Raw genomic sequence first — 17877 nt, forward strand, 5'->3', positions numbered from 1 at the left:
GGCCGGTTTCGCCATGACTCAAACTGGTTCTCGAGGGGGGAGAGAAGAGGGGCCACCTTCTGGGGGAAGCCCGGGTGGGGCGCGATTCGCGTCGGCGATCAAGCCACCCAGCGCGGCCACCACACCGTGATCACGCCCTGCAGGCAGATCCACCCCCAAAGGAGCACCACCGATTCGCGAGTGGCGTGCTGGCGGGGGCGGACCAGGCCGCTGGCGATGCGCACGCCGTAGTACAGCGCCAGCAGCGCCGCCACCACGATCTGCAGCCCTTGCAGCGCGTGCAGCGCGGCCAGCGTGCCCGTCCAAGCGTCCAGCGTCGGGGGGCGGTCGGCAGGCCATGCCGACTTCAATCCGGCGTGGAAGGCCCATGCCGCCAGGGCGAACGCGGGCAGCAGCAACGCGCTTCGCCAGGCCGGCACGAGCGTGCGCCAGGCGCCGCGGCCGGTCCATGCCATCAGCAGCGCGCTGAGCACGAAGCCCAGTGTCTGCAGCCAGAGCGCGTCGACGCCCGCCAGGCCGACCCCGGGCGGCGGGCAGACGTCCAGGCGCATCGCGACATGCAGGTGCGCGAAGGCCATCGACGCGAAGATCGTCGCCTCCACCACGATCAGGATCACCACGCCCCAGAACGACGGCGCCTGCCGGCCCGATGCGCCCAGTGGCAGCAGCACGCCGTCCGCCGCCTGCGCGTCCTCGGCGGCCGGCGCCCGGTCCGTCTGCCACAGCCAGGCCCAGATCGCCACCAGCGCGAGCACGCCGCCCGCCACCGTCCCGCCCACCTGCTTGACGGTCATCAGCAGGAAGAAGGCCGCCGTGCCGATCGCGGCCAGCAAGGGCCACAGGCTGTCGCCCGCCAGCACGACCACGCGCAGCGGATGGGCCCGGACCGGGCTGGTGATCAAGGTCTCCCGGCCACCGGTGACCGTGCCGGGCAGCCAATGCGCGCCGGCCTCGACCTCCTCATGCAACTCGGGCCGGTGCCACAGCGGCTCGTGATGCTCGACATGCGGAATGCTGCGGGTGCCGTAGGCCTCGCTCGGCAGCCACTCCAGCGTCGACGAGCGCCAGGGGTCGTTGTGCGATTGCTCCGGGCCGCGCTGGCTGCGGACCAGGTCGACGACGAACAGCAGCACCCCCGCCGCGATGACGACCGCGCCGATCGACGACAGCAGGTTGGGCACTTCCAGCCCCAGGCCCGCCGGATAGGTGTGGACGCGGCGCGGCATGCCCAGCATGCCTGCCAGGTGCATCGGGAAGAAGGTCAGGTGGAAGCCGCCGAAGACGAGCCCGAAGACCCAGCGGCCGGCCCGCTCCGACAGCGCGCGCCCCTTCCACAGCGGCATCCAGTGGTAGAGCGCCGCGAACATCGGCAGCACCATGCCGCCGATCAGCACGTAATGGAAATGCGCGACCACGAAGTAGGTGTCATGGACCTGCCAGTCGATCGGCAGCAGCGCCAGCATCACGCCGGTGAGCCCGCCCAGCACGAAGGTCACCAGGAAGCCGACCAGGAACCAGGTCGCCGTCGTCCACCTCAGGCGGCCGCGCCACAGCGTCCCGATCCACGCGAAGATCTGCAGCGCCCCGGGGATCGCGATCGCGACGCTGAAGATCGACACCAGGCTCAGCCCCAGCCCGCCCAGCCCCGCGGTGAACATGTGGTGCAGCCAGAGCAGGAAGCTGACCGCGCCGATGGCGATCAGCGCCGCGGTGACCGCATGCCGGCCGATCAGCGAGGTCCTCGCCAGCGCCGGCACCATCGTCGACACCAGCCCCGCCGCCGGCAGGAAGATGATGTAGACCTCCGGGTGGCCGAAGAACCAGAACAGGTGCTGCCACAGCAGCGGATCGCCGCCCCGCGTGGCGTCGAAGATCGGCCAGTCGAAGGCCCGCTCGAGCTCCAGCAGCGCCGTACCGGCGATCACCGCCGGGAAGGCCAGCACGATCATCAGGCCCACCACCAGCATCGCCCAGGCATAGACCGGCATGCGGCCCAGGCTCATGCCGGGTGCTCGCGTCATCAGGATGCCGGTGATCAGCTCGATGGCGCCGGCGATGGCGGAGATCTCGATGAAGCCGATGCCCAGCAGCCAGAAGTCGGCGTTCAGGCCTGGCGAGTAGTGCGAGCCGCTCAGCGGCGGATACATGAACCAGCCCGAGTCCGGCGCCAGCTGCCAGAACAGCGTGGCGTAGAAGGCCAGCCCGCCGATCGCGTACATCCAGTAGGAATAGGCGGACAGGCGCGGGAAGGGCAGGTCGCGCGCGCCCAGCATGTTGGGCAGCAGGTAGACGGCGATCGCCTCCACCATCGGCACGGCGAAGAGGAACATCATCACCGTGCCATGCATGGTGAACAGCTGCTGGAACAGCGGCGCGTCGATCAGGGTCTGCGACGGGGCGGCCAGCTGCGCCCGCATCAGCAGCGCCAGCACGCCGCCCAGCAGCAGGAAGACGAAGGCCGTCGCGATGTAGAGCTTGCCGATGAAGACGTTGTTGACGCTGCCGACGACGCGCCAGCCCGACGGCCGCGTCCAGGCGGCGCGCAGCCGCTCCAGCTCGCCGGCCGGACGGGGAAGGCGGTTGTCGGGTCGCGTCGCGGGCGGCGCGGGTGACGCTGCCGCCGCTGTTGCCGTCGGCGGCGCGGACGGGGCGGGCGCGTCGGCGGTGTCCGTCATGGCGTCAGGGCGACCAGGGGCCGCTCGGTCCCGGCGCCGCCGGGCGGCGGTCCAGCGAGGTACTCGACCAGCGCGTCGACCTCGTCCGCCCGCAGGTGCCGGTAGCTCGGCATCCGCGCGCCGGGCTTGACCTGCTGCACGTCGGCGATCCATTGGCGCAGCGCCGTGCGGGGATCACCCAGCGGATCGCGGTTGCGCAGCGCGCCCGCGCCCAGCCACAGCCGACTCGCCACATGGGTGAGGTCCGGCCCCAGCGGCGGACGATCCGGCGCGCCCGTGGCGTCCGGTGCGGTCGAGGCGGTGGCCGGCCCACCGCCGCCGCGCACCGCGTGGCAGGCGATGCAGCCCTGGTCGCGGAACAGCGCCGCGCCGCGCAAGGCCGCGCGCGAGACCGGTGGCGGCGCCGCGTCGGACTGGGCGCGCCGCCAGCGTTCGAAGTCCGCCGGCGGCATCGCGACGACCTGCAGCACCATTGCCGCATGCTGCGTGCCGCAGTACTCGGAGCACGGCCCGCGGTACACGCCGGGACGATCGGCGGTGAAGGTCAGGCGGTTGAGCCGCCCGGGCACCAGATCCACCTTGCCGCCCAGCGCCGGCACCCAGTAGCTGTGGATGACGTCGTCCGAGGCCAGCGTCAGCGCGACCGGTCGCCCGACCGGCACCCGCAGCTCGTTGGCGGCGGCGAAGCCGGGGACGCCGTGCTCCGGCGAATAGACCAGCGACCACCACCACAGGTGACCGGTCACGGTCACGCGCAATGCGCCGGCGGGGGCCGGCTCGTCGAGGCCGCGCGCGCGGCGCTCGCCGTGCAGCAGCAGGCCGCCGAAGACCAGCACCGGCAGCACCAGCCCGCCGCCCCAGAGCCAGAACGCGGTGGCCACCGGCCGGCGGCCCTTCCACCAGAGCGCCGCCGCGAGGCAGCCCATCGCCAGGACGAAGGCCAGGGCGCAGACGCCCAGCGCCGTGTGCATGACCTCCGCCAGCGCCCGCGCCTCGGGACCGGCCGGCCGGAGCATGCCGCCCGCGCTCATTGCAGCGACATCAGGTAGCCGGCGATGTCGCGCGCGTCGCGCTCGGACAGGCCGAGCCGCGGCATCGTCGTGCCCGGCAGCATCCCGGGCGGGTCCAGCAGCCAGCGCTGCAGGGTTTCCGGCGTGTTGGGCAGCTGCCCGGCGATGTAGCTGCGCCGGCCGAAGCGCGCCAGCTCCGGCGCGCGCTGCGCGCCGCCGGGCACGCCCGGCACGGCATGGCAGCTGCCGCACTGGTAATGCGCCATCAGCGTGCGCCCGCGCGCCAGGTCCGCCGTGTCGACCTGCCAGCGTCGCAGCGGCTCGTCCGGGGCGGGGCCGCAGCCGGTCAATCCAAGCACCAGCAGGACCGCCGACGCGGGGGCGGACAGGCGGGCGGCGAGCCGGGCGAACGCGCAGCCGATGCGAAGCCCGGCTTGGCGCCCGGCGAGCGGCCGGAGCCGGCACGCCACGTCCGGCTCGGACCCGTGGGCGACGACCGGCACGGACAGCGGTGCGCCGTCACACGCGCTCACGGACAGGGCGGGGGAAGGAGGGCAAGGGCGCTGCATGCGCGCTCCCCGGCACACGAAGTGCCTGCCCGGGCAGGGGTCCGGCATCGCGCTTGCCTCGCTGCCGCCATGAGCGATCCGCCGCGCCGTCTCTCCCCCGCGAAAGCCGCCGGGTCGGCCCTGGCCGTGGCGGCGGCGCTCGCTCTGGCCGGCGCCGCCGCCTTCGTCGGGCTCGGCATTTACGACGTATCGGCGACGGGGCCGCATCTGCAGCCGGTGCATTCCTTGCTGGAATTCGCGCTCAAGCGGGCGGTGCAGCGGCGGGCGGAGGCGCATCCGCCGCCGCCCGACCTGCTGACCCGCGAGCGCGTGATGCAGGGGGCCGCCTGCTTCCGCGAGCACTGCGTCACCTGCCACGGCGCGCCCGGCGTCGCGCCGGAACCCTTCGCGCTGGGCATGCAGCCGGTGCCCAGCTCGCTGATCGAAGCCACCCGGCACTGGCGCCGCCAGGACCTGTACTGGATCACCCGCAACGGCATCAAGATGAGCGGCATGCCGGCCTGGGAGTACCGCCTCGACGACGGCGAGCTCTGGTCGGTGGTCGCCTTCCTCGACGCGCTGCCGCTGATGACGCCGGACCAGTACCGGGCCTTGGTCGGAACAGGGCAGGGCGACGCCTCGCGCAGCGGCGTCGCGGCCGCCCCCGCCCTCGGCGCCGCCCTGGCCCCTGCGTCCACGCGGCGCTGCGGGGCGCTGGTCGAGGCGCCGGCGCCGCTGACGCCGGCGCTCTCCAACGCCGAACTCGCCCAGCGAGCGTTCCGTCAGCACGGCTGCACCGCCTGCCATGCGATTCCCGGCGTCGTTGGTCCGGACACCTCGAACGGGCCGCGGCTCAGCGGCCTGGCGGGCCGGGACCGCATCGGCGGCAAGGCCTTTCCAACCGAGGACGGCCTGGCCGCGTGGATCCGCGATCCCCAGGCGATCGACGCCCACACCGCCATGCCCACGCTGGGCATCAGCGAGACGCAGGCGCGGCTGATGGCGCGCTACCTGCTGGCCCACTGACGCGCGCGGCTCTCGCCGCCGGCCTCGGTTGCCCGCCCTCGTTGCCGGCTCTCGCTGCCGAGCGTCACTTCTCCAGGATGAAGGACCCGATCACCAGCGCATCCAGCGGGGTGCTGAAGAAGGCCTCGAGCGCCGCCTTGGGCGAGCCCACGATCGGCTCGCCCCGCACGTTGAACGAGGTGTTCACCAGCACCGGCACGCCGGTGCGCTCGCCCACGGCCTGGAGCAGGTCGTGGAAGACCGGGTTGGTGGCCGCGTCCACCGTCTGCACGCGCGCGGTCCGGTCGGTGTGCAAGGCCGACGGGATGCGCTCACCGCGTCCGGGCTTGACGTTGTAGACGAAGAGCATGAACGGCGACTCGCCGCCGTTGGCCTCGGCCGGCTCGAACCAGTCGGCCAGGTCCTCGCGATTGACCGCGGGCGCCACCGGCCGGAAGTCCTCCCGGTCCTTGAGCTCGTTGAGCCGCGCCTGCATCGCCGGATCGACCGGCGAGGCCAGCAGCGAGCGCGCCCCCAGCGCGCGCGGCCCGAACTCCATCCGGCCCTGGAACCAGCCGATGATCTTGTTCCCGGCCAGCAGCGCGGCGGTCTCGGCCGCCACGTTCTCGGCCTTGCGATAACGCAGCTGCGCCCACTGCAGCAGCGCCTCGATCTCCTCGTCCGAATAAGCCGGGCCGAGGTAGGCATGGTCCATCTGCCAGCGGCGCTCGGCCAGCAGGACGGCGCCGTCGTTCGTTCCGCTCGCCGTTGCGCTCGTTGCGCCGTCCTCGCTGCCGCGCGCCTTGGCGTGCATCGTGCCGCCCGTCGCGACCTCCGTCGCGGCGTCGGTCGACGTATCCGCCCCGCGGTCCGCCTGTCCGGAGCGCGCCAGCGCGTCCACCCACAGCGCCGCGCCCAGCGCGGTGCCGGCGTCGCCGGCGGCCGGCTGCACCCAGACCTCGCGGAAGATGCCCGCGTCGCGCAGCCGCGAGTTCATGACGCAGTTCAGGGCCACGCCGCCCGCCATCGCCAACCGGTCCTCGCCGGTGCGCTCGCGCAGCCAGACCGCCAGCCGCAGCGCCGTCTCCTCCAGCACGTCCTGCAGCGAGGCCGCCAGGTCGAGGTAGGCCTCGCCCATCGCTGACCCCGGCACCCGCGCCGGGCCGAAACGCGCCGTCAGGTCCAGCGGCAGCGTGCGGTACTGGCCGTCGGCGTCCACCACCAGGTGCTCGCGCAGCAGGTCCGCATACCGCGGCGTGCCCAGCGCGGCCATGGCCATGACCTTGTACTCGTCGCTCGAATGCAGGAAGCCCAGGTGCGAGGTCACCCGCTCGTACAGCAGCCCCAGCGAATGCGGCACATGGACCTCGCCCAGCGCCTCGTAGCGGTGGTCGCGGTAGCGGCCATAGCAGGTGCTGGCCTGCTCGCCGCGGCCGTCCAGGGTCATCACCGCGCAGCTCGAGAACGGCGCGGCGAGGAAGGCGCTGGCCTGGTGGCACAGGTGATGCGGCACGAAATGCCAGCGGTAGGGCGCATCGGCGTGCCGCACCCCCGCGAAGCGCTTGCGCAGGTGATGCGGCACCGCGTCGGTCAGCAGCCGCGGCGCGCTCATCACATAGGCGGCGAACAGCGGGTCCCACGGGTTCTCCCAGGGCCCGGCCTCGAAGTCCGATGGCTGCAGCGGCAGGGTGAATCGGCCGTCCGGCGCGCGGTCGCCGAGGAAGCGCCGCGGATCGAAGCTGTAGGCCACATGCGCCAGGTCGCCGAGCGTCGCGCCGGCCTCCTTCAGGCAGAAGTCGATCGCGTGATAAGGCAGCTCCCAGGCCGTGAAGGGCACCGGCCGCTTGCCGTGCTTCACCCGCGTGAAGCGTTCCTCTTCGGCCGCCGCGATCACCTCGCCGTCGACCATCAGGGCCGCGGCCGAATCGTGGAAGCTCGCATTGATGCCCAGCGTCAGCAGGCGTCGGGGGGAAGTCGCAGTCATGGAAGCTCCGTGAGGGTTGAGGGCGAAGGGATGAAGGGGCGGAATCGATGCGGCCGGTGGGGCGGGCGGGCGAAGAGGGCGAAGAGGGCGGCGACAAGCTGAAGAGGGCCGCGCTCAGGCGGGCACGCGCGCGAGGTCATGCAGCGTCCGCACCAGTTCCTCGGGCACGACCGGCTTGGCCAGGTGGCGCTGGAAGCCGGCGACCAGCGCGCGCAGCCGGTCCTCGGGCTGCGCCATGCCGGTGAGCGCGATGGCCGGCAGGCGCCGGCCCAGCGGCACCTCGCGCCGCGCCTCCAGGTCGCGCAGCGCCCGTACCACCGCATGGCCGTCTTCCGGCCCGAGCGCGATGTCGCAGACCAGGACATGCGGCCACGCGTCGGGCGGGCGCTCGGCCAGGCGTCGCAGCGCCTCGTGGCCGGTGGTCAGGCGCTCGGTCCGCGCGCCGTCGTGCTCCAGCAGCGCGCCCAGCGAATCGAGCGCGTCCTCGTCGTCGTCCACGCACATCACGTTCAGGCCGGCCAGGGGATGCTCGTCCAGGCCGAACACCGTCTCCAGCGCCGTCTCCTCGCGGTCGAGCGCGGCCTGCGCCAGCGCGGGCGGCGCGGCGCGCAGCTCGTCCTCGGACAGGCGAGCCTCGGCCAGCGCCGGCAGCGGGAAGTCGACGACGTACTGCTGGAAGCCGGCCTCCACGTCTCGATCGATCGCCAGGTGACCGCCAGCCTCGCCGACCAGCGAGCGCAGCTCCAGCGTGTCCGGCGGGCCGACGCCCGGATCGAGGCGGCCGTGGAAGCCGACCGTCAACTGGCTGCTCCGGTCCACGCGCCGCAGCCGGCCTTCCATGCGGCCGCGGGTGGCGCCGCGCAGCGCCAGCAGGCACATCAGCTGCACGATGCGCGCGATGCGGCTGGCGTCGCCATGGACGCTGGCGACGTTCAGGTCGACATCGGTGAAGACATCGATGTCGGCGTCGGCCACCGTGTCGCGCAGGCCGTCCAGGCTCAGCACCAGCAGGCCGGCCACGTTGACCGGGTGCTGCGCGATGCGCCGCTCCAGTGTTTCGGTCTGCTGCTGCTGGCGCTGCAGCTCCCAGAGCTGCGCATAGAGCCCGCGGCGTTCGAGCAGCTCCTCATGGCGGCCGCGCTCGACGATCTCGCCGCGGTCCATCACGATGATCTGGTCCGCGTCGACCACCGTCGACAGGCGGTGGGCGATGATCAGCGAGGTGCGGTCGCGCGCGACCTCGTCCAGCGCGCCCTGGATCGCGCGCTCGGCCTTGGTGTCCAGCGCCGAGGTCGCTTCGTCGAGCACGACGATGGGCGGATTCTTCAGGAACGCGCGCGCGATGGCGATGCGCTGCTTCTCGCCGCCGGAGAGCCGCGCGCCCCGTTCGCCGACGCGGGTCTCGTAGCCCTCGGGCAGCAGGCTGATGAACTCGTCGGCCTGCGCGGCTCGCGCCGCCGCGACGATCGCGGCGTGATCGGCCTCGGGCCGGCCGTAGCCGATGTTGTAGGCGATGGTGTCGTTGAACAGCACGGGGTCCTGCGGCACCACCCCGATCGCCTGACGCAGGCTCTGCTGCGTCAGCCCGGTGAGCGGGTGGCCGCCGATGCTGACCTCGCCGCCGTCCGGGTCGTACATCCGCATCAATAACCGCGCGAGCGTGGACTTGCCCGACCCGCTGCTGCCCACCACCGCGAAGGTCTGGCCGTGCGGCACCTCCAGCGTCAGGCCCTTGAGGATCTGCCGCTGGCGGTCGTAGCCGAAGCGCACGTCGTCGAAGCGCAGCGTCGTGTCGCCGGCCGGCAGCGGCCGTGCGCCGGGGGCGTCGACGATGTCGGGCTCGCGCCCCAGCAGCGCGAACAGCACTTCGGTGTTGAGCAGCGCGTCGCGCGTTTCCCGGAACACGAAGCCCAGCGTGTTCAGCGGCAGGAAGACCTGGATCAGGTAGGCGTTGACCATGACCAGGTCGCCGATGCTCATCCGCCCCGCGACGGTGTCGATGCCGGCGAGCAGCATCACGGCGCCGACCCCGACCGCGATGATCGCCGCCTGGCCCAGGTGCAGGGCCGACAGCGTCCGCTGGCTGCCGACGCTGCCCTCGACCCACTGCGCCAGCACGCTGCCGTAGCGGTCCCGCTCGCTGTCCTCGCGGCCATGGGTCTTCACCGCTTCATAGTTCAGCAGCGTGTCGACCAGCAGGCCGTGCGCGCGCGTGTCGTATTCGTTCATCACGCGCTGACGCGCGACGCGGGCGCGCGTCATCCAGCCGGTCCAGACGCTGTACGCCGCCATGCTGCCGGCGATGATCAGCACGAACTTGGCGCCGTAGCCGCTGAGGATGATCACCAGCACCGCGCCGAACTCGACCGCCGTCGGCACCACGGTGAACACGCCCGCGCCCAGCAGGTAGCCCAGGCCATCGGTGCCGCGCTCGACCTCGCGCACCAGCGACCCGGTGTTGCGCTGCGCATGGAAGCGCGGGCTCATCGCCAGCAGGTGGGCGAAGGCCCGTTCCGAGAAGCTGCTGACCACCTGCTTGCCCACGCGTGCGAAGGCCAGGTCGCGCAGCTCGGTGAACAGCGTGCTCGCGTAGCGCAGCAGCGCGTATCCCAGCAGCAGCCAGACCGGCACGCTGAGTCCGACCGCGAGCGCGGCGCCGGCCGAGGCGCCGGCCGCGGCCGGCTGCGCGGGCGTGAGGTGGTCGACGATGGCCTTGAGCACTGCCGGCACGCCCACCGCCGCGAGCTTGGAGAGGATCAGCAGCGCCAGCGCGAGCAGCGTGCGGCCGCGCCAGCGCCACAGCGCGCGTGCCAGTCCGAGGAAGACCTGGCGCGTCGGCGAAGGGGCGGGGAGGGGCGCCGCCGGAGCGGCTGGGGCGGCGGGAGCGGAGGTGGCGTCCATCGGCGACCTCTTCGCAAGCGGGATGCCCGGGATCTCGTGCCTACGCAGAAGCTAACGGTACGGCATCGCCGCGATCCCCGTGTCCATCGGCAATTCCGTCCGCATCGCAGACGGCAAGCGCTTCGGCAAAAGCAGCGTTGGCAAGTGCGATGCGAAGCGCTGTGCGCTGTCGCACGCAAGCGAGCGACGGTCCCACGAAGCAGCGACTCCAGCAGCGCTTCGACGCGGCCAACACTGTACGGAAACGTCTCGGGACGCGGGCTTGCCGAAGCGTTGCTCACGACATCCGCAGAGACCCTCCATGCCACAGCAGCCCCACCTCCTCGTGTTCTCGCATCTGCGCTGGGACTTCGTGTTCCAACGCCCGCAGCATCTGATGACGCGGCTCGCGAACGACTACCGCGTCATCTTCATCGAGGAGCCGCTGCACGACCCGGCGGGCCCGCCGCGCGTGGAGTCGCGCCGCGTCGGACCCGGTGGCGCGATCGAGGTGCTGGTGCCGGTCACGCCGGTGGCGGCCCCCGGTTTCGACGATGCGCAGCTGCCGCTGCTGCTGCCGCTGATCGAACGCGAACTGGCCCAGCGGGAGGTGCGCGACTACGCCGTCTGGATGTACACGCCGATGGCCCTGCCTTTGATCGCCGGCATGCAGCCTCGCGCGCTGGTGTACGACTGCATGGACGAGTTGTCCGCGTTCAAGCACGCGCCGGCGCAGCTGCGGCAGCGCGAGAGCGCGCTGATGGCCTCGGCCGACCTGGTGCTGTGTGGCGGCCCGGCGCTGTACGCGGCACGGCATGGCCAGCATCCCGAGCTGCACTGCCTGCCCAGCGCCGTCGACGCGGCCCATTTCGCGCCGCCGCGCACCGCGCCGGACGACCCGCTGGCGCTGCGCGCCGAGGCGGTGCAAGGCCACATTCCGCGGCCGCGCCTGGGCTTCTTCGGCGTGATCGACGAGCGCATGGACCTCGCGCTGGTCGATGCGATCGCGGCGGCCCGACCGGACTGGCAACTGGCCATGGTCGGGCCGGTGGTGAAGATTTCCGAGGCCGACCTGCCGCGTCGGCCCAACCTCCACTGGCTGGGCATGCAGCGCTACGAGCTGCTGCCGCACCTGCTCGCCGGCTGGGATGTCTGCCTGATGCCGTTCGCGCTGAACGAGTCCACCCGCTTCATCAGCCCGACCAAGACGCTGGAGTACCTGGCCGGCGGCAAGCCGGTCGTGAGCACGCCGATCCGCGACGTGGTCGGCCTGTACGGCGACGTGGTCCGCATCGGGCACGACGCGCCGGAGTTCGTCGCGGCCTGCGAGGAGCTGCTGCAGGAGGACATCGCGTCGCGCGAGTACTGGCATGGCAGCGCGGCGGCCGTGGTCGCGGCGGCGTCGTGGGACGCCGCCGCGGGGCGCGCGCGCGACTGGCTGGCCGCGGCCCTGCGGCCGGTGGCGCCTGGCGCGCCCATCATCGGCGCCTCGCTGCGCGCAGCCTGAGGGACGCCCGGCATGATCATCGACGCGCATCTTCATTGCACCGGCCGGGAAACGACGGACGACGTGCTGCGCACGCTGGACGAAGCCGGCATCGACGTCGGCGTGCTGCTCGCGCCCTTCCTCGGGGATGGCTACTCGCTGGACGACGCGGCCTCGCTGCGCCGTGCCAACGAGCACCTGGCCCGGCTGGTGCGCCACCATCCCGATCGCCTCGTTGGTTTCGCGGTGGTGGATCCCCGTCATCCCGACGCACCGGACGACCTGCGGCATGCGATCGAGGACCTCGGGCTGCGGGGCTGCAAGATGGTGCCGACCGGCTGGTACCCCTACGAGGAACGGGTGCAGCCGGTCTTCGCGGTCGCCAACGAGCATGCGCTGCCGCTGCTCTTCCACAGCGGGATCTTCATCGACGGCCGCTCCGGCCGCTTCTGCCGGCCGACCTATTTCGAGGCCCTGCGCGACCATCCGCGCACCCGGGTCGCGCTGGCCCACATGGGCTGGCCCTGGACCGACGAGGCGCTCGCCGTCGCCCTGATCGACCGCATCCACGGCGTGCCGCATGAGCGCGCGCAGTTCCGGCTGGACATCTCCTTCGGGCCGCCGCCGCCGTACCGGCGCGAGGTGCTGGCGCGGATGCTGGACGTGCTGGGCGCCGGCTCGCTGCAGTTCGGCAGCGACTGCTTCCTGCCTTGTTCCGGTGCGCAGGTGCGCGAGCGCAAGCAGTGGGTGGTCGATCTCATGGACGAGCTGGACCTGGGCGCCGACACGCGCGAGCGCCTGTGGAGCGGCACCGCTGCTGCATGGCTCGGACTGCCGGCCACGGCCGGAACCCACGCCGGCGCTCACGCGAGCACCCACGCCGGATCCAACGCGGAACGTCCGCACGCGGGCCTGCTGGCAGGCACGGGCGGCGGCGGTGGCGGTGGCGACTACGCGCCGCGCCCGTGGCGGCCGGTGTGCTGCTGAGGCCGTCTCCGACCCTGAGCCGCTGCGCCTTCTCTTCCTCCACTTCGCTTCGTCACCATGGACCTTCCCTCGGACAGTCCCGTGCGCCCGGTGCCGCCGTCGCCGGCCACCCCCGCGCCCCTGCATGTGCTGGAGGTCGTCGGCAACGGCATCGTCGGCGGCATGGAACGCTGCGTGGAGCGGCTCGTGGCCGGACTGGGCGGCACCGGCGATTTCCGCTTCACCGTGCTGTGCCCGTCAGAGGGCGACTTCGCGGAACGCATTCGCGCGGTCGGCGGCGAGATCGGCGTCGTCCCGATGCCGGAGGACCCGCCCTGGTCCTCGATCCAGATGGTGGCCGCGATGATCGCGGCCGAGCGGGTGGAGCTGGTCCATGCGCACCTGCCCAATGCGCACCTGCTGGCGGGCCTGGCGGCGCGCCTGGCCGGAGTGCCGGCGATGACGACGATCCACGGCCGGCAGGTGATCCTGCCCGACCTGGAGATCCATCGGCTGGTCGGCAGCCATCTGAGCGTCGTCTGCCGCCAGAGCTATTACCACGCGCTCGGACTCGGCGTCGATCGCGGCCGCCTGAGCCTGGAACCCAATGGCGTGGACGTCGAGGCCTTCCGCCCCGGCCCGAGACCGGGCGACGGCCTGCGCGCGACGCTGGGCCTCGCGCCGGAGGCGCTGCTTGCCGGCTTCGTCGGCCGGCTGTCGCCGGAGAAGGCGCCCGAGGTCTTCGTGCGCGCGGCGGCGTTGTTGCTGCAGCGCTTGCCGGACGCGCATGCGGTGCTGGTCGGCGAGGGACCGATGAAGACGCAGCTGCGCGACGCGATCGCGGCGCAGGGCCTGGGGGCGCGCATCCATGTGATGGGCGGCGTCGACGACGTTCGCCCGGTCTTCCACGACCTCGACCTGCTGGTGTCCAGCTCCAACTCCGAGGCGATGCCACTGGCGCTGATGGAGGGCATGGCCAGCGGTCTGCCGGTCGTGGCGACGCGCGTCGGCGGGGTGCCGGAGATCGTCGCGCACGGTAGCACCGGCTGGCTGGTGGCGCCGCGCGACTACGAAGACCTGGCCGGCCGCATGCACCAGATGCTGACGCTGCATGAGCTGCGGCAGCGCATGGGGCAGGCCGCGCGGACGCGGATGGAGCGGCATCACCGGCTCGATGAGGCGCTGCAGCGGCTGGCCGAGCGGATGCGCCTCCTCGCGCGGCCGGCCACCGCCGCCCCATCGGCGCTGACGGTCGCGCGCGAGCCGCGCATGGCCGGCGGCACTGTCGGCGGCCGAAAGACCCGATGAACACGAGCCTGTCGCCACGTCGGGACAGCGGCCGTGCGAAACCCCGTCCAAACGGACGGCATGTCATTTGCCTTTCCAGAAGCGAATGCGAACAGCAGGAGCAGTCATGATCGAAGCCCCCTTGAGAGTCGCGCTGATCAGCGAACACGCCTCGCCGCTGGCCCAGCAGGGCGGCGTCGACGCTGGCGGCCAGAACGTCTACGTGTCCCATGTGGCGGCGGCGCTGGCGCGGCGCGGCCACCATGTGGACGTGCTCACCCGGCGCGACCAGCGCGCGCTGCCAACGGCCGTTGACATGCGGCCGGGCGTGCGGGTGCTCCACATCGATGCCGGGCCGCCGGAGTTCGTGCCCAAGGAGCAGCTGCTGCCCTACATGCGGGCCTTCGGCAGCGAGGCGCTGCGGCTGATGCGCCGCAGCCTGCGCTACGACGTGGTGCATGCGAATTTCTTCATGTCGGGCGTCGTGGGGCTGCGGCTGCAGCGCCAGCTGAACCTTCCGCTGGTGCAGACCTTCCACGCGCTGGGCGCGGTGCGGCGCCTGCATCAGAAGGACGCCGACAAGTTCCCGGCCGAACGCATCGACCTGGAGCGGCGCATCGCCTGCGAGGCCGATTGCGTCATCGCCGAGTGCCCGCAGGACGCGGCCGACCTGGTCGCCCACTGCGGCGCGCCCGCCGACCGCATCGCGCAGGTGCCTTGCGGCGTGGACCTGGAGGAGTTCGGCCCGGGCGACAAGCTGCAGGCCCGTCGACGGCTGCATCTGCGCGAGGACGAGTTCATCGTGCTGCAGCTCGGCCGCCTGGTGCCGCGCAAGGGCGTGGACAACGTGATCCGCGCGGTGGCGCATCTGCACCGCATGCCGGAGCGGCGGCCGTGGCGGCTGTTGGTCGTCGGCGGTGAATCGACGCAGCCCGACGAGACCCGCACGCCGGAGATCGGACGGCTGCGCGGCATCGCGCGCGAGGCCGGCATCGAGGACCGCGTCACCTTCGTCGGCCGGCGTGACCGCGACCAGCTGCGCGACTACTACCTGGCCGCCGATGTCTTCGTGACGACGCCGTGGTACGAGCCCTTCGGCATCACGCCGCTGGAGGCCATGGCCTGCGCCACGCCGGTGATCGGCGCGGCGGTGGGCGGCATCCAGCACACCGTCGTGGACGGGCTCACCGGTTATCTGGTCCCGCCCGAGGACCCCGAGCTGCTGGCGCTGCGGCTCGACGACCTGCGCCGCCATCCCGAGATCGCTCGGCTGATGGGGCGCGCGGGGCTGCAGCGCGTGCAGCGCGAGTTCACCTGGGACGGCGTCGCCTTCAAGCTGGCCGGCGTCTATGCCCAGGTGGCCGCGCGGCGGGCAATGCAAGGCAGCTCGTCGATCCGGCTGGCCTCGGCGGCTGGCCAGGCCGGTGCGGGGGCGGCGGCGGTGCGGCACTTGGCGCGGCCGCACCTGGCCGCCGTCGGCGCGACGGACGCGGCTCATGCCGAGGTCGTCGCCATGCCGCTGGCCAATTCGGGAGGTCAGGGATGACGGGGGCGGCCGCCGATGTCCAGGCTGAACGTGTCGCCCGATGGCGCCAGGCGCGTCGCGTCCTGCTGATCCGGCTGGACAACCTCGGCGATGTGCTGATGACGACGCCGGCGCTGGCGGCGGTGCGCGAGTCGCTGCCCGAGGCCGAGCTGACGCTGCTGGCCGCGCCGTCGATGGCGGCGCTGGCGCCGCATCTGCCGGAGGTGGACCGCATCGTCGGCTTCCATGCGCCGTGGATGAAGGCCGGCGCCGACCCGTTGGCGGCTGGTGGTCTGCCGGCGGGGCGGGCGGAGCGCCAGGCCCTCGCGCAATGGGCCGACGAGGACTATGACGCGGCCATCATCTTCACCGTCTGCACGCAGAGCGTCTTTCCGGCGGCGACGATGTGCCGGCTCGCCGGCATTCCCCGGGTGCTGGGCCATGCCCGCGAGCGCGCCTATGGCCTGCTGAGCGACGAGATCCCCGATCGCGACGAGGTCGGCGACGGCATGCGCCATGAGGTCCGCCGCCAACTGGACCTGGTGGGCGCGGTGGGCCTGCGCACGCGCGATGAGCGCCTGCGCTTTCGCGTGCTCGAGGGCGACCGCGAGGCGGTCCGTCAGCGCCTGGTCGCGGCGGGCGTGGGACCGCGCCAGCCCTTCGTGGTCGTGCATCCGGGTGCCAGCGCGCCGTCGCGGCGTTATCCGGCCGACCGCCTGGGCGAATCCGCCGGCCTGCTGCGGCAGGCGATGGCGGCGAGCACCGGCGCGGGCGGCCCGGGCGATGGCCCGCCCGCGATCGTCGTGTGCGGCGGGCCGGGCGAGGAGTCGCTGGTCCAGGAAACGGTCCGGGCGCTGGCCGCGGCGGACCTGCCGGCGTCCACCGCCCGGGGACTGGTGCTCTCGCCGCGGGTGTCGGGCGTGGGTGAACTCGCGGCGTTGATCGCCGAGGCCGACCTGCTGATCGGCAACAACAGCGGTCCGGTCCACCTCGCGGCCGCGGTTGGCACGCCGGTCGTGGACCTGTACGCGTTGACGAATCCGCAGCACACGCCGTGGCTGGTGCCGTCGCGCGTGCTGTTCCGCGACGTGCCGTGCCGCTTCTGCCAAAAGAGCCTGTGCCCCGAAGGCCACCACCGCTGCCTGAGCGGCGTGTCGCCGCGCGAGGTCGCGGCCGCGGCGATCGCCTTGATGCCAGCGCGGTTCGCGGCGATCGTGCCGCCACCGCAGCCGGCGCTGGGGGAGGCCGCATGAGCGCGGTCCTGCCAGAGCGAGGCGCGGCCGCGGCGGACGCGTTGGTCGGTGTCGCGAGCCCCGATGGACTGGCGACGCCCACGGCAACCGCGACGCTCGACCTCAGCGTCGTCATGCCCACCTATCGGCGTCCCGACCTGCTGGCCCGCTGCCTGGGCGCGCTGCTGGCGCAGACGCTGCCAGCCGATCGCTTCGAGGTGATCGTCGTGGACGACGGCCAGGAGGACCGGTGCCGGGAGCAGGTCGAGCGGGTCGCCGCGACGCCGGGCGCGCCGGCGATCCGCTACCTGCGCGCCGCGAGCGGCCGTGGGCCCGCGGTCGCGCGCAACGCCGGCTGGCGCGCCGCGACGGCGCCGCTCGTCGCCTTCACCGATGACGACACGCTGCCCGATCCGCAGTGGCTGGCGCGCGGCCTGGCCGCGATGCAGGCGCACCCGGACTGGGTCGCCGCGGCCGGCCAGGTCAGGGTGCCGAGCGCGAGCGCGGGCGCCGATGGCATCGGCACCGCCACCGACGGCGACAGCGACATCGGCCGCGACGGCGCTCCCGCCCGGCGCGACGCGCGACCGACTGACCATGAGCTGATGACCCGCGGCCTGGAGACCTCCGAATTCGTGACGGCGAATGCCTTCGCCCGGCGCGAGGTGCTGGCCCGCATCGAGGGCTTCGACGAACGCTTCCTGCGCGCCTGGCGCGAGGACTCCGACCTCCAGTTCCGCCTGCAGGCGCAGGGACCGGTGGGACGCGTCGCCGACGCGCTGGTCTGGCATCCGGTGCGCCCCGAACGCTGGGGCGTCTCGCTGCGCCAGCAGCGCAACGTCTACTTCGACGCGTTGCTGTACCGCAAGCACCCGGCCATCTACCGCTCGCGCATCCGCCGCGTGCCGCCGTGGGACTACTACGCCATCGTCGCGATGACCCCGGCGGCGCTCGTGCTGGCCGTGGCGGGGGAGGGCGCGATCGCGGCGGGGCTGCTGGCCGCGTCGGCCGCGCTGATCCTGCGACTAACCGCCCGCCGTCTGCGCGCCACCTCGCGTGCGCTGCCGCATGTGTGGGAGATGCTCTGCACCTCGGCCGCGATCCCCTTCCTCTCGGTGTACTGGCGGCTGCGCGGCGCGTGGCATTTCCGGACGCCGTTCCTCTGAGCCCGCGATGCGACCTCCGCCTCCGTCCAATACGCCGGCTCCGGCGAGTTCGCCTCTTCCGGGGGCGAGCCCGAAGTCCATCACCGGCCCCGTCCGAGGGTCCGCGACGTCGG

At 72.9% G+C, this 17877-nt stretch carries 12 protein-coding genes; 7 read left to right on the forward strand and 5 right to left on the reverse strand.

Annotated elements, in window-relative coordinates; translation table 11 throughout:
* Positions 1-98 precede the first annotated feature (98 nt).
* The 3 genes from FHT37_RS05665 to FHT37_RS05675 are packed head-to-tail and all read right to left on the reverse strand — an operon-like array spanning position 99 to position 4218.
* Positions 99-2675 carry a cbb3-type cytochrome c oxidase subunit I gene (locus tag FHT37_RS05665; protein ID WP_183479374.1) on the reverse strand — a complete coding sequence of 859 codons (2577 nt, stop codon included), beginning with the start codon at positions 2673-2675 and terminating at the stop codon, positions 99-101.
* Entirely contained in the window at positions 2672-3706 is a 1035-nt protein-coding gene (gene coxB, locus FHT37_RS05670) for a cytochrome c oxidase subunit II (protein ID WP_183479376.1), read from the reverse strand. The genes FHT37_RS05665 and coxB overlap by 4 nt, the downstream gene beginning before the upstream one ends.
* Positions 3703-4218 (reverse strand): c-type cytochrome, encoded by a 516-nt coding sequence (locus FHT37_RS05675; protein ID WP_310739716.1) that lies wholly within the window; start codon positions 4216-4218, stop codon positions 3703-3705. The genes coxB and FHT37_RS05675 overlap by 4 nt, the downstream gene beginning before the upstream one ends.
* Before the next feature lie 105 nt (positions 4219-4323).
* On the opposite strand from FHT37_RS05675, the gene FHT37_RS05680 reads away from it, so the two are divergent.
* A complete protein-coding gene (locus tag FHT37_RS05680) occupies positions 4324-5259 on the forward strand; it encodes a c-type cytochrome (RefSeq protein ID WP_175538257.1) in 936 nt (311 codons plus the stop codon).
* A 64-nt stretch (positions 5260-5323) separates the two neighbouring features.
* On the opposite strand, the gene FHT37_RS05685 is transcribed toward FHT37_RS05680, so the two are convergent.
* Entirely contained in the window at positions 5324-7222 is a 1899-nt protein-coding gene (locus FHT37_RS05685; protein ID WP_183479380.1) for a carbamoyltransferase C-terminal domain-containing protein, read from the reverse strand.
* A 114-nt stretch (positions 7223-7336) separates the two neighbouring features.
* On the reverse strand, positions 7337-10123 hold the full coding sequence (locus tag FHT37_RS05690; protein WP_183479382.1) for an ATP-binding cassette domain-containing protein: 2787 nt from the start codon (positions 10121-10123) through the stop codon (positions 7337-7339).
* Positions 10124-10424: 301 nt separating this feature from the next.
* On the opposite strand from FHT37_RS05690, the gene FHT37_RS05695 reads away from it, so the two are divergent.
* The 6 genes from FHT37_RS05695 (at position 10425) to FHT37_RS05720 (ending at position 17764) form a co-directional block, all read left to right on the forward strand.
* The gene (locus FHT37_RS05695; protein ID WP_183479384.1) at positions 10425-11609 is read left to right on the forward strand and encodes a glycosyltransferase; all 1185 of its coding nucleotides are present in this window, start codon (positions 10425-10427) and stop codon (positions 11607-11609) included.
* A gap of 12 nt (positions 11610-11621) precedes the next feature.
* Positions 11622-12575, forward strand: coding sequence for an amidohydrolase family protein (locus FHT37_RS05700; protein WP_183479386.1), 954 nt, complete (start codon positions 11622-11624; stop codon positions 12573-12575).
* Between the two features lie 57 nt (positions 12576-12632).
* Complete coding sequence (locus tag FHT37_RS05705; RefSeq protein WP_183479388.1) at positions 12633-13862, forward strand: glycosyltransferase family 4 protein; 1230 nt, start codon at positions 12633-12635, stop codon at positions 13860-13862.
* 106 nt (positions 13863-13968) lie between these two features.
* Entirely contained in the window at positions 13969-15387 is a 1419-nt protein-coding gene (locus tag FHT37_RS05710; protein WP_255489498.1) for a glycosyltransferase family 1 protein, read from the forward strand.
* The gene (locus FHT37_RS05715; RefSeq protein WP_183479392.1) at positions 15384-16619 is read left to right on the forward strand and encodes a glycosyltransferase family 9 protein; all 1236 of its coding nucleotides are present in this window, start codon (positions 15384-15386) and stop codon (positions 16617-16619) included. The genes FHT37_RS05710 and FHT37_RS05715 overlap by 4 nt, the downstream gene beginning before the upstream one ends.
* A 113-nt stretch (positions 16620-16732) precedes the next feature.
* Positions 16733-17764, forward strand: coding sequence for a glycosyltransferase family 2 protein (locus FHT37_RS05720; protein WP_409072706.1), 1032 nt, complete (start codon positions 16733-16735; stop codon positions 17762-17764).
* The last annotated feature ends 113 nt before the right edge of the window (positions 17765-17877 follow it).

The sequence above is a fragment of the Mitsuaria sp. BK037 genome (assembly GCF_014193045.1).
GTDB lineage: Bacteria > Pseudomonadota > Gammaproteobacteria > Burkholderiales > Burkholderiaceae_C > Roseateles.